This is a genomic window from Janthinobacterium sp. GW822-FHT07H10 (assembly GCF_058798675.1).
This window is the reverse complement of sequence record NZ_JBXAKS010000012.1, coordinates 140,532-153,169: the sequence shown is the minus strand read 5'-3', so window position 1 is coordinate 153,169 and position 12,638 is coordinate 140,532. Positions and strand designations below refer to the sequence as shown.

Annotated in this window: 7 protein-coding genes; 4 read left to right on the top strand and 3 right to left on the bottom strand. The window is 64.0% G+C overall.

All coding sequences use genetic code 11. From position 1 onward, the window contains the following. Positions 1–10: 10 nt before the first annotated feature. From AC1RDJ_RS23420 to tssF, 3 genes are all read right to left on the bottom strand, one after another. Positions 11–175: a PAAR domain-containing protein gene (locus AC1RDJ_RS23420; protein WP_493028886.1), complete on the bottom strand. Its 165-nt coding sequence runs from the start codon at positions 173–175 to the stop codon at positions 11–13. Positions 176–294: 119 nt separating this feature from the next. Then, complete coding sequence (gene tssG, locus AC1RDJ_RS23415; RefSeq protein ID WP_493028852.1) at positions 295–1,320, bottom strand: type VI secretion system baseplate subunit TssG; 1,026 nt, start codon at positions 1,318–1,320, stop codon at positions 295–297. After that, positions 1,284–3,089, bottom strand: a complete 1,806-nt coding sequence (gene tssF / locus AC1RDJ_RS23410; RefSeq protein WP_493028851.1) for a type VI secretion system baseplate subunit TssF — start codon at positions 3,087–3,089, stop codon at positions 1,284–1,286. The genes tssG and tssF overlap by 37 nt, the downstream gene beginning before the upstream one ends. A 236-nt stretch (positions 3,090–3,325) precedes the next feature. Here tssF and tssK point away from each other — a divergent pair, with 236 nt between their 5' ends. From tssK to AC1RDJ_RS23390, 4 genes are all read left to right on the top strand, one after another. Further along, positions 3,326–4,675, top strand: a complete 1,350-nt coding sequence (tssK, locus tag AC1RDJ_RS23405; protein ID WP_493028850.1) for a type VI secretion system baseplate subunit TssK — start codon at positions 3,326–3,328, stop codon at positions 4,673–4,675. A 199-nt stretch (positions 4,676–4,874) separates the two neighbouring features. Continuing rightward, positions 4,875–7,979 carry a sensor histidine kinase gene (locus AC1RDJ_RS23400; protein ID WP_493028849.1) on the top strand — a complete coding sequence of 1,035 codons (3,105 nt, stop codon included), beginning with the start codon at positions 4,875–4,877 and terminating at the stop codon, positions 7,977–7,979. After that, positions 7,976–10,153 (top strand): sensor histidine kinase, encoded by a 2,178-nt coding sequence (locus AC1RDJ_RS23395; protein ID WP_493028848.1) that lies wholly within the window; start codon positions 7,976–7,978, stop codon positions 10,151–10,153. The genes AC1RDJ_RS23400 and AC1RDJ_RS23395 overlap by 4 nt, the downstream gene beginning before the upstream one ends. A 174-nt stretch (positions 10,154–10,327) precedes the next feature. Next, positions 10,328–12,532, top strand: a complete 2,205-nt coding sequence (locus AC1RDJ_RS23390; RefSeq protein ID WP_289886028.1) for an EAL domain-containing response regulator — start codon at positions 10,328–10,330, stop codon at positions 12,530–12,532. Positions 12,533–12,638 lie beyond the last annotated feature (106 nt).

The following is a 12,638-nucleotide window of genomic DNA, read 5'->3' as shown; positions in this document are numbered from 1 at the left end:
CCTGCCTCCGCTACAACGATGTGATCAGGTGGGCGCCACAGGCGGTGGCATCACCGTCATAGGCGTACGGCTTGCCCATGTGTTTCGCGCCGGCGCCGTCCGACTTGATAGGAAAGCTGCCTTTGCACCTGGGACAGAAGGTCGTGTCATCGGCCAACGCCGCCATCTTCCCCATCACGTTGCTGCCAGACGATGCGCTGGTGACCTTGCCGCCGTGATCGGTTGCGTCCCCGAGTCGGATGACACCGCGTCCCGCATGTTTCATGAGCGCCTCGCTTTCGTTATATGGATTGCTCAATGTAGTTGCAGCAGATAACGCACTTCGGCGCCGCGCACTGTTCCTTGTGTTGTCTGCAGGAACGTAGTCCAACCCAAACAGCGCCTTTCCGCAGGCTGGTAGCTCAGGAGCAATGGCCTGATGCATGGCGGACTCAATATCAGCCGCACTTCATACTGCAAGTCCGGTACGCCAAACAGCACCAGCATTTTGGCGAGTGCCGCCGCGCCCGCGCTGCGCGGCAGGAAGCGTTGCAGGCTGGCGGGATCGAGCGGGCCGATATGCAGGCACACGCGCATGTCATGCCGCCATAGCCGCAGGCCAAGCGTCGCGCCGCGCGCCAGGGTAAAGTTGGCATTGCCCAACCGGCTGCGTCGATTTTTTGCCAGATAGTCCCAGCTGCCTATGAATTGCTCCAGAACGATATGCACGCCGCAGTACTCGCTGAGCACGCGACCGACCGCCTGCGCGGAGATGGGGCGGCAGCGCAGCAGGCCCGCGTACCAGGCAGTGACTTCCTGCGTCACGGTGTCAGGTTTCTTACTTGGCTGCAGCGCATGGCGCTGCACGCCAGCCAGCGCCACCAGCAAAGGCAGTTGCTGATCGTTTGCGCGGGTTTCGACTGATGACCCGATGCGATACTTTTCCCACGCCTGGCAAAACAGCGAAACCATGCGGTGTGAAAAGATATCGAGGAAGGCCGAGACGCCAGGATCCTTGTTCGACAAGCGATATGCGGCGATGCGCTCGGAATGGTGCAAGGGCAAGGTGCCGCTGACGCCCAGGAAATTCATAAACGTCGGTATCACGGTTATTTGTTCATTGTCATCAAGCGAAAGCCGCTCGATTTCACTGGCAGGAAAACTCAAGGACAAGCTGTTCCTGAACCGCAGCACCTGGCTGAATGCTTGTTCATAGGACATTCCCCTCTGGCGTAACCAGCACAGCAAGATACGTACCGCCTGCATGAACTGATAGCGGTAGGGCTCGGATAGCAAGTGTCGGACTACACCAGATTCTGCAATCCGCTTCTTGGTTTGCATCGGATGAGCTCCTCTCCGCTTTGCAGTGACAGCACCACCAGTTCGATGAAACTGTTGATTTGCACATACAGGCCAAGGAAGTGATCGATCACCTGAACAAACAAGTGCATGCCGCTGCCGACGTACGCTTGCTCATCCAGCGTGATGCGCACTTCCACGCCATGCACCAGTGAGGCACCACGTTTGTGCCGCAGCCATGTCGTGGTGGGCGAGTGTGCGAGTGCGACGATGCCGCTGATCTGGCGTTGCGATGTGGCTGATTGGGACAGATCGTAGAGCGTCAGCATTTCGCGTAGCGCTGGCAGGCCTGCCTGGACGAGGGCATGGTGATTCAGCGTCAGGTGCGAAATCAGGCGCCAGTGAATCCCTGCACCCCGCGGAAGACAACGTGGCTGGCTGGGGCGTCGCAGCAGTTGCAGCCCGGGTCCGCCGTCGCACGGTTGCAAGTCCCCTTGCGGCTGGCCGTACTTGAGTGCCAGGGGAAGATTCCGGTTGCTGCATGTCAGCGACAGCGATAAGCTGGCCTTTTCGTTTCGCAAAGGGTTGAAGTCGCTGTCGACCAATGTGAGTCTCTTTTCATGACCAGGGCTTTTGAGAGCCAGAGCCGTGTCATGGCGCAGCACCCAATAATGGCCGCGTTGCGCCGCATCCTCGCCGTGGCGCAAGCTGTACAGCGGACGAAATTCGGTGAGCGTGCTTTCGCCGCCGCGTTGGCGTAGCAAACGCACCGCATCGATTGTGATGACTTCATAGCCATGCGCATGCGTGGCATGGGCGAGCACGGAGTAGTCGGTTTTTTGCCGGGTAATGGTGATCGGTACGCCGTCCTGGTGGAAGAGATTGACCGCCGGACTGCAGCCGAGTCGCAGGTTTTCACTGGAAAGGCTGGACAACATGCGTGCGGTATCGGAATCCGCTCGCAATTCCGTCATGCATAGATGGAGGGTAAAGCGCTGACAGCCAGACGGCAGGACAGCGCCCAGGGCTGCGATATCGATGTCAAAGAAATTGAATTTCTCCGGATACGCAAAATACTCGCCAAGGATGCGGTAGGCAAGCTGCGAACGCGCATCGAATGGCAGCAATGCATCGGTATCGGCGAAGCCGACAGGCGTCAATGGCACGGCGGGCAATGCAATCCATTGATCTGCATCGGCTGAAACAAAAGCACAGGTGGTGCGCATAAATAGGGCATCGCGCAGTGCAGCGGAAAAGGACGGTTCGCTATCGATAAAGACGCGCAGTGTCGCAGGTGCGAGGTCCAGATGGCGAATGCCGATGTTTAGCGCGGAGGTCACTGATGCTGGCACGCGTATGCCTGGCGGTGCCTTGATCATTGTATCGAACGCCGCGTTTTCGAATACTGTTGCTCCTGTCGTCACGTTGTAAACGGTCTTGAAGCGGCAGCGCACGCCGCGCACTGGCGTTGAGTCTAGTTCGCTGTGGGCCGGCAGGTGCCGTACGCCTGTTCCAGATGCTGGCGTGAACTGTCGCACGATGGCACATGATGGAAAGGTGCGCAGGTAATGTGGGAACAGGGCTTCGAACAGGGCTTCGGTAAATTGCGGATAGTCGTCATCGAGCCTTTTCGAGATGCGTGCCGCCAGCATGGCCACCGATTCGATCAAATGTTCCACATGCGGGTCCTCACAGGACTCTCCGGACATTTGTAGCTTGCCAGCGATGCGCGGATAGCGTTCGGCGAATTCACTGCAATGGCGCCGCAACATCACCAGTTCGCGTTCGAAATACGGCAGCAAGTCTTCCATTGTCATGTTTCCCTATTGCCTGGCGTGTTGTACGTTTCTGGCGCGTCGTGCGGGGACATGCAGGCCTCCTTGGTGTCTTTGCTGCTGAATGGCCAGTATCCGAGCGTTTGCTCAGAGGTAAATTGCGTTTGCGCAAATAATTGAGCAGGCTTGCTGCGAAACATCAAAGACTTTTAATCTGACAACATCAGACTGGCAAAGCAGTGCGGTTTTCAGCGACCCCAACGGAGAGTGCCATGAACTTGCCATCGAAATTATTGTGGTCGGAAGGGTTGGCCATCGGCCCCCAGCAATTCCAGCAACTGGACCGCTACCATGAAGCGCGTCTGCAGCGTCTGGTTTCCTTGATTAATCCACATCTATGGGGCGTGCATGCCATCAGCTGGAATGCGGATGCGCTGGCCAACAATAGCCTGCGGGCCGACAGCATGTCGCTGGTATTCCAAGACGGAGAAATTTGTGAAGCTCCACTGGGCGATGTGTTGCCCAGCGCAGTGGATCTGTCCAAGTTGCCTTCCAGCGAACATAGCTTTACTTTTTATGCCGCTTTGCCCGCCATGCAGGCCCATGGCGGCAATTTGTCTACTGCTGCCGCGCGCTATGTTCAGGCGGATATCGAAACCCCGGATCTATACAGCGAGGCGGTCAGCATCGACGTCGCTTATCTGAAAAAACGCGTGTACCTGCTGTCGCAGCTTGATCCGCTACATGATCATCTTGTCATTCCGCTGCTACGTTTGTATCGTGCGGGTAATGGCAGCTTTGATATCGATACCAGTTTCATTCCGCCGTGCCTGACCATCAGCGCGGAGCCGCAACTGCAAAAAATGCTCGATTCGCTGATCGAACGCCTGGGGGCCAAAATTGAGGCACTGTACAGCCGTCATCGCCAGCCTGGCAAAAACACCGTGGAATTTCATAGCGGTGATGTTTCTTCGTTCTGGATGCTCAATACATTGAGTACGGCCAGTGCCGCGCTCAGTCATTGCGCCAGCTACCGGCGGCACCATCCCGTGTATCTGTTTGAAAAACTGATGGCGCTGGCCGGTGGCCTGATGACGTTCTCGAAAAAATACACGCTGAGCGACCTGCCGGTATATCGCCATGAAGATGCGGCGCCCGGTTTTGCTAAACTCGACAGCATCATTCGTGATTTGATCGATACCGTGATGCTGTCACGCTATTTCCCGATTGCCTTGTCGAATGACATGCAGAAAAACACGCACTATCATGGCTTGCTTGATGCCAAGCGTATCGACCGCCAGACTGAGCTTTGTCTGGCGGTGAATACGGAGATGCCGGCGCTGGAACTGGTCGCTGCGGTGCCGTTGCAATTCAAGATATCATCGCCAGACAATATCGAACTGTTGCTAGGGCGCGCATTGCCTGGTGTAGAACTGCGCCACATGGCGCAGGTGCCGGCGGAAGTGCCGGTGCGGCCGAATACCTATTATTTCTCGATTGATAACAGGGGCGCCATGTATGACGCCATGATCAAGGCCCAGGCGATCGCGATCTATGTGCCGTCCGGTATCAAAGGCTTGAAGCTGGAATTGTTTGGCATCAGCGCCGCCGAAGATACATAATCGCTCAGAATGCGCGTTCACAATGCGTCGGTATGACATGCTTCAGGTGTCAAGTAGTACCGGTGGACATAAAGATTGCCCGAAGGAATAGACTTGCCCATCCAGTTGACGTTATCATGTTTTTGTAAGTGTCGGTGGCTGGCAAGCCGGCGCATTGGTGAAACATGGTGACAGGCGAAAGCGGGCGTGGGCATGGCGAATGATGCGTGATGTGCCGGGCGGCGTGAGGTCTGGTGGTGGAATGGGCAGGGCAGCGGCACGCCGCTGCTGCCGCGCATTGCTGCTGGCGCTGTGCCTTGCCACCGGCGTCGCCGCGGCCGCCGCGCCCCTTCCCGCTCCCGCCCATGGCCAGCGCATCCTCTTTCTCAATGCTTACGATTACGGCCGCGCCGGCGTGGAATCGTACACGCGCACCTATGTGGCCGCCATGACGGCGGCCGGCCTGGCCAGCGAAGATATCATGGTCGAGCACCTGAACCTGAATACCCAGGGCGACCCCGCATTGCGCAATGAGATGCGCGATTTGTTGCTTTTAAGATACACCCAGATGATGGGACGCAAGGTCGACCTGATCGTCGCCATGCAGCAGCCGGCGCTCGACTATCTGGTGTCGGACCTGGCGCCGCTGGCGCGCGGCGTGCCCGTGCTGGCGATCAATACATCGGGCAAGGCCTTGCCTGCGGGCAGTCCTGCCGTCATCTGGCAGCAAAAGGCGAACGTCGATTTCCCCGGCACCCTGGCGCAGGCGATGGCGCTGTTTCCCGATACCCGGACCATCGTCATGGCCGTCGGCGCCAGCGAGGCCGACCAGGTTTTGAAGCGCAGCATGCAGCAGGCGGCGCAGGCGTGGCGGGGCAAGGTGGCCATGCAGTATCTGGACGGCCTGACCCTGGCGCAGATGCGCGCGGCCGTCGCGCAGCTGCCCGCCGATACCGTATTGGTGGTGAGCAACGTCAACCGCGATGCGGCCGGCGCGATCGCCACGCCCGTGCAGTTTGCCGGGGAACTGGCGCGGCTGGCGAACGTGCCGGCCTTCGGCATGTACAACGCGAATGTGGGCAAGGGCATCCTCGGCGGCTCCATCCTGCATATCGAACGGGCCGCGCAGCAGGTGGCGCACATGTCGCTGGCGCTGTTGGCGGGCAAGGCGCCTGCCGCGCCGGGCGCCTTGCTGCCGCCCGCGCATCCCGTGCCCATGTATGACTGGGAGCAGCTGCAGCGCTGGGATGCCGACATCAGCCGCCTGCCGCCGCACGCGCTGTTCGTCAACCGTCCGCCCGAACTGTGGCATGAGCACCGCGCCGCCGTGCTGGCCGTGGGCGCCGTGTTTATCGTGATGGCGGGCCTGCTGAGCGCCTTGCTGCTGCAGCGCCGGCGCTTGCGCCGCGCCGAGAGCGAGGCGCGCGAAAGCGAGCAGCGCTTCCGCATCCTGGTGGAGCACGCGCCCGAAGCCATCGTCGTGTATGACCTGGACCTGGACCGTTTCATCGACGCCAACAGCAGCGCGCAGCGCATGCTGGGCATGTCTCGCGCAGAGCTGCTGGCGAAGGGGCCGTTCGACCTGTACAGCGCGGAGCAGCCCGATGGCCTGCCTTTGGGCCTGATGGTGGAAGAGCATTTGCGGCGCGCCATGCTGGGCGAACCCATCCACGTGGAGCGCCATGTACGGCGCGCCGACGGTTCCGTCTTTCCCTGCGAAGTGCGGCTGGTGAAATTGCCGATGGAAGGGCGGCGCCTGGTGCGCAGCGGCATCGTCGACATTTCCGAGCGCAAGCACAGCGAACAGGAGCTGCTCGGCTACCGCGACCACCTGGAAGAACTGGTGCAGCAGCGCACGGCGGCGCTGTCCGTCGCCGTCACCGAGGCCGAATCGGCCAACCGCGCGAAGAGCGTGTTCCTGGCCAACATGAGCCATGAGCTGCGCACGCCCCTGAATTCCGTGATCGGCTTTTCGCAGATGATGGCCGATTCAAGCAGCATGTTCGAGGAAGAAAAGCACAACCTGGCCATCATCAACCGCGCCGGCCACCATTTGCTGACCTTGATCAATGACATCCTCGAACTGTCGAAGATCGAGGCGGGCCGCATGCAGCTGCAGGCGGGGCCCGTGGACTTGAACGGCTTGCTCGACGAGGTGCTCGAGATGGTGCGCATGCGTTCGGGCAGCCAGGGCATCGCGCTGCGGCTCGAGCGTTCCAACGTGCCGCCGCTGGTGCGCCTCGATGGCGCCAAGCTGCGCCAGGTGCTCCTCAATTTGCTGTCGAACGCGCTCAAGTTCATCGAGCAGGGCAGCGTGACCCTGTCGCTCGCGTGCCAGCCGGCCGGCGACGATGGGCAGGTGGCGCTGGCGTTCGCCGTGCGCGATACGGGCAGCGGCATCGCCGAGCAAGACCTCGAGCGCATCTTCGAGCCGTTCGTGCAGGCCGACAGCGCCGTGGCGCAGGCCGGCACGGGGCTGGGCCTGACCATTTCGCGCGAATTCGCGCGCCTGATGGGCGGCGACCTGCGCGTCGAATCGACGCTGGGCGAAGGCTCCATCTTCCATTTCGACCTGCGCGCGCCGCTCGTGCTGCGTCCCGCCGCCGCGCCGCTGGCGCCGGGACGGGTGGCGCGCCTGCCGCCGGCCCAGCGCGGGCGCACGGTGCTGCTGGTCGACGATGACGAGAATTGCCGCAAGCTGCTGGCCGGGCTGATGGCGCCGCTGGGCTTCCTGCTGCAGGAGGCGGCGGGCGGCACGCAGGCGCAGGCGCTGCTGGCCATGCAGCGCTACGACCTGGTGCTCAGCGACTGGCGCATGCCGGACATGGATGGCCTGGCCCTGACGCGCTGGCTGCGCGGGCAGGCGGGACTGGCGCAGCCGCGCCTGGTGATCATGACGGCTTCCGCTTTCGAGGAAGAAAAGCAGGAGGCGCTGGCGGCCGGCGCCGACGGTTTCCTGCGCAAGCCGATCGAGCAGGAGCACTTGTTTGCCATGCTGGAGCAGCAGCTGGGCCTGCGCTTCCAGCGTGCCGCCGCCCAGGTGCCGGGCATGCAGGGAGCGCCGGCGGCGGCCTTTGATTTCCAGCAGGCGCTGGGCCAGCTGGGCGCGGCCGAACGGCAGGCATTGCTCGAATCGGTGCAGGCGCTCGACTTGCGCCGCAGCGCCATCGTGCTGGCCGGCGTGGCCACGCGCTGGCCGCAGCTGGCCGCGCATGTCGCCGCCATGCTGGAACAGCACGAGTACCAGCAGCTGTGCGCGGCGCTGGCGCCGTGCGCCGACCTGCCGGCCATGGACGCCACCCTGCGCCAGGGGGCCGACGCATGACGCGGTCCCCTTCCGACAATACGCGCCTGGGCGGCGTCTCCATCGTGCTGGCCGTCAGCGTGGCGCTGACCTTTGTCGTCACCGCGCTGCTGCTGGTGTTTGCCGTGCTGTTTTACCAGTCCGAACGCGAGGAGCGCTGGCAGCAGCTGTACCGCAGCCTGTCCGTCAGCGCCGACCAGCTGGCCGTGGCCATCGAACTGCCGCTGTGGAACCTCGATGAAAAGCAGATGCTGGCCATCATGCGCAGCACGCTGGGCAAGCGCGACCTGGTGGCCAGCGCGCTCACGCCGGGCATCGGCAGGGAGGCGCTGGCCCTGCGCCGCAATGCGCACGGCGGCTTCGACAGCCTGTCCGTACTGCCCGACGATGCCGGCCTGCTGGTGGCGAGGCGTCCGGTGACGATGGCCGGACAGGTCATCGGCGGCGTCGCCGTGTATGCCACGCCGGCCCTGCTGCACGCGCAGCTGCGCCAGCGCGCGCTGGCCATCGGCGCCATGATCGTGGCGCTCGACGTGATCCTCGTGGCCAGCATCTGGCTCGTGTTGTGGTGCCTGATGCTCAAGCCCCTGCGCGCCATCGGCCAGTACGCGGCCGGCGTCAGCGCGGGGCAGAGCGAGGCCTTCGGCACGCCGCCGCAAGCGTGGTTCGCGGGCGAGCTGCGCACCTTGTACCGCTCGATCCGCGACATGGTGGCGCTGCTCGACAGCCGCTACCGCGCCTTGCAGCGCAGCGAGGAGCGCGTGCAGATGGCCACGGGCGCGGCCAGCATCGGCATCTGGGACTGGAACGTGATCGGCGATGAACTGCAGTGGGACGAGCAGATGTACGCGCAGTTCAAGGCCGATGCGGGCAGCGGCACGCCGCCGGCGGCCATCTGGCGCGCGGCGCTGGTGCCGCAGGACGTGGCGGCGACCAAGGCGGCCCTGCGCGCCGCGCTGGCGTCCGGGCACGCGTTTTCGCACGAGTACCGCATCCTGTGGCCCGATGGCGGCATCCGCTACATCAAGGCCGACGCCGTGATCTTCCGCGACGGCGCGGGCCAGCCCATGCGCCTGGTCGGCTCGAACTACGACATCACGGCGCACCGCGAGGCGGAGCTGGAACTGCTGCGCCACCGCCACCACCTGGAGGAGCTGGTGGCCGAGCGCACGGGTGCGCTGTCGGTGGCGGTCAGCCAGGCGCAGGCGGCCAACCGCGCGAAGAGCACCTTCCTCGCCAACATGAGCCACGAGCTGCGCACGCCCCTGAATTCCGTGATCGGTTTTTCACGCCTGATGGCCGCCTCGCCCAACATGCAGCCCGATGAAAAGCGCAACCTGGCCATCATCCACCGCTCGGGCAATCACTTACTGACCTTGATTAATGAAATCCTCGAGCTGTCGAAGGGCGAGGCGGGACGGCTGCAGCCGCAGGCGGAAGTGGTGGCGCTGGCGCCGCTGCTGCAGGAAGTGATGGACATGCTGGGCATGCGCGCCGAGCAGCAGGGCCTGGCGCTGCGCCTCGATTGCGTGGCGGTGCCGCAGGCGGCCGTGCTCGATGCGACGCGCCTGCGCCAGGTCTTGCTGAACCTGATGTCGAACGCCGTCAAGTTCGCGGGCGGCGGCAGCGTGACCTTGCGTGTGCGCGGCGAGCGGCTCGACGGCGATGCATGGCGGCTGTCGTTCGCCGTCAGCGACACGGGCGTCGGCATCGCCCTCGACGACCAGCAGCGCATCTTCGAACCCTTCGTGCAGGCCGACAGCGCGGGGGCAAAGGATGGCACGGGCCTGGGCCTGGCCATCTCGCGCGAATTCGTGCAGCTGATGCAGGGCGAGCTGACGGTGGAGTCGGTGCCGGGGCAGGGCGCCACTTTCCGTTTCAGCATACCCGTGCAGGCGGCTCCGGCGCCATCGGTCGCGCTGGCCCCAGCGCCGGCGCCATTGCCGCAGCCGCCAGCGCCCGACATGCGGCCGGCGCTGCGGGCGCAGGACCTGGCGCCGCTCGCGCAGGACGAGCGCGCCGCCTTGCTGGCGGCGCTGCGCGCATTGAACCTGGCCCGCGTGGCGCAGCTGCTGGCCGCCTTGCCGGCGGCGGCCGGGCCGTTGCTGGCGCCATTGCAGGCGATGCTGGAGCGGCACGAGTATCGCCAGCTGTGCGCGCTGCTCGAGGCGGAGGACGTGCCGGCGCAGCCGTGAAAGTGTGGACTGACAACATCGAATTGATTGAAAAGACGGCCAAAGTGCCGCTGGTGGATGGTGCTAAATTGCAATAAAGATTATGATGATGGTATGTAGTTCACCGCAAAGAAATGTCTTGTCCAGTGCGGCGCCAGCGCGCCGCGCCTCATCCAAAGCTGAGAGAACTGCTACATGCACCGCGATTTTTCGGAAGTGAACGCCAAGGGCGAAGTACTGATCGTTGAAGACACGCCGGCTTCGCTGAAACTGTTGAGCGACTTGCTGGGCGGCGCCGGGTATGCGGTGCGCCAGGCGCCGAACGGCGAACTGGCCCTGTGGACGGCGCAGGCGCGCCCGCCGGAGCTGATCCTGCTCGACGTGCGCATGCCCGGCCTCGACGGCTTTGAAGTGTGCCGCCGCCTGAAGGAGATTCCCTCGCTGCGCCAGGTGCCCGTGATCTTCCTGTCGGCGCAGTACGATACGGATGACAAGGTGCGCGGCTTCGCGCTGGGCGCCGTCGACTTCATCGCCAAGCCGTTCCAGGCCGAGGAAATCCTCGCCCGCACCGACGCCCACGTGCGCCTGGGACGGGCGCAGCTGCAGCTGGCGCAGGAGCGCGCCAACCTGGAACGCCGCGTGGCCGAACGCACGGCGGAGCTGGAACAGGTGGCCAGCACGCTGGCGCGCGAAGTGCAGATCCGCCGCGCCAACGAGGAATTGCTGCGCCTGTCCGGCCAGGTCTTCGAAGCCACCCAGGACGCCATCCTGATCACCGATCCGGCCGGCGTCATCGTCACCTCGAATCCCGCGTTTACGCGCATCACCGGCTATACGGCGCAGGAAGTGCTGGGCACCGACATCATGCGCCTGCACGCGCAGTACACGGGCGAAGCCGTGCTGCTGGCCATGCGCCAGGGACTGCGCAGCAGCGGCTGCTGGTCGGGCGAGGTGCAGACGCGGCGCAAGAGCGGCGACACCTATCCCTGCCTGCTCAGCGTCTCCACCGTGCATGGCCCGGACGGCGCCGTCGTCAATTACGTGGGCGTCTTCCTCGACATCAGCGAGCGCAAGGCCGAGCAGCACCTGATCGATTTCCTGTCCTACCACGACGCGCTGACGGGCTTGCCGAACCGCGTGCTGATGCGCGAGCGCTTCGAACAGGCGCGCGTGAACGCCGTGCGCGACGGCCAGCAGGTGGTGCTGATGTGCCTGGACCTGGACCGCTTCAAGAACATCAACGACTCGCACGGCCAGGCCGTGGGCGACAAGGCGCTGCAGGTGGTGGCGCGCTTCCTGACGGGCTGCGTGCGCGAAGGCGACACGGTGGCGCGCCAGGGCGGCGACGAATTCCAGATCCTGCTGCAGGACGACGCCCTGCTGGGGCGTACGCTTGCGCTGGCGCAAACCATCCTGGCCGGCCTGCGCGAGGAGCTCAGCGTCGACGGCGAGCGCCTGGCCCTGACTACCAGCATCGGCATCGCCCTGTGTCCGGCCGACGGCGACAGCCTCGACGACCTGCTGCGCCACGCCGACACGGCCCTGGTGCGCGCCAAGGAAATGGGGCGCGACCACTACGCCTTCTTCACGGAGCGCATGGGCAGCGACATCCGCGCCCGCCTGGCCATGCAGCAGCAGCTGCGCGGCGCCATCGGCCGCGATGAATTCGAGGTGCACTACCAGCCGCAGATGTGTCTGCGCACGGGCGCCATGCTGGGCGCGGAAGCACTGCTGCGCTGGGACAATCCGGTGCTGGGCAAGGTGCCGCCCGGCCTGTTCATCGCGCTGGCCGAGGAATACGGCTCGATCACGGCCATCGGCGAATGGGTGCTGGAAAGCGTCTGCGCGCAGATCCGCAGCTGGCACGACGCGGGCCTGGGCAGCATCAAGGTGGCCGTCAACCTGTCCGGCAAGCAGTTTGCGCAGGACCGCACGGTGCCGTTCGTCGAGGCGACCCTGCGCAAGTACGGCATCGCGCCGGCCTGCCTGGGCATCGAAATCACGGAAAGCACGGTGATGGGCGATCCGGACAAGGCCGTGGCGGCCCTCACGCGCCTGAAGGATATCGGCGTGGGCATTTCGCTCGACGACTTCGGCACCGGCTATTCCAGCCTGGGCTACCTGAAGCGCTTTCCCATCGACGTGCTGAAAATCGACAAATCCTTCGTCGACGACGTCACCACCAGCAGCAGCGACGCGGCCATCGCCCGCTCCGTCATCTCGCTGGCGCACAACCTCGACATGCGCGTCATCGCCGAAGGCGTGGAAACGCGCGCGCAGGTCGATTTCCTGACGGAGCACGGCTGCGACGAAATGCAGGGCTATTATTTCAGCCGCCCGCTGGCCGCCGCGCCCTTCACGGCGCTGCTGCGCGAACGGCGCGTGCTCGACGTGGCGTAAGCACGCCGCCGCGCCCTGCATGCGCCGCGGTGCGCCGGCCGCACCATTGCGGTGCGGCTGCCGCAGGACGGTGCAGCATTCTCACCATTCCTTCTCTTGAAGCTGG

Coding starts and splice junctions, on each gene's coding strand:
- AC1RDJ_RS23420 (WP_493028886.1), bottom strand. CDS start 175: ATGGGGAAGATGGCGGCGTTGGCCGATGACACGACCTTCTGTCCCAGG.
- tssG (WP_493028852.1), bottom strand. CDS start 1,320: ATGCAAACCAAGAAGCGGATTGCAGAATCTGGTGTAGTCCGACACTTG.
- tssF (WP_493028851.1), bottom strand. CDS start 3,089: ATGGAAGACTTGCTGCCGTATTTCGAACGCGAACTGGTGATGTTGCGG.
- tssK (WP_493028850.1), top strand. CDS start 3,326: ATGAACTTGCCATCGAAATTATTGTGGTCGGAAGGGTTGGCCATCGGC.
- AC1RDJ_RS23400 (WP_493028849.1), top strand. CDS start 4,875: ATGATGCGTGATGTGCCGGGCGGCGTGAGGTCTGGTGGTGGAATGGGC.
- AC1RDJ_RS23395 (WP_493028848.1), top strand. CDS start 7,976: ATGACGCGGTCCCCTTCCGACAATACGCGCCTGGGCGGCGTCTCCATC.
- AC1RDJ_RS23390 (WP_289886028.1), top strand. CDS start 10,328: ATGCACCGCGATTTTTCGGAAGTGAACGCCAAGGGCGAAGTACTGATC.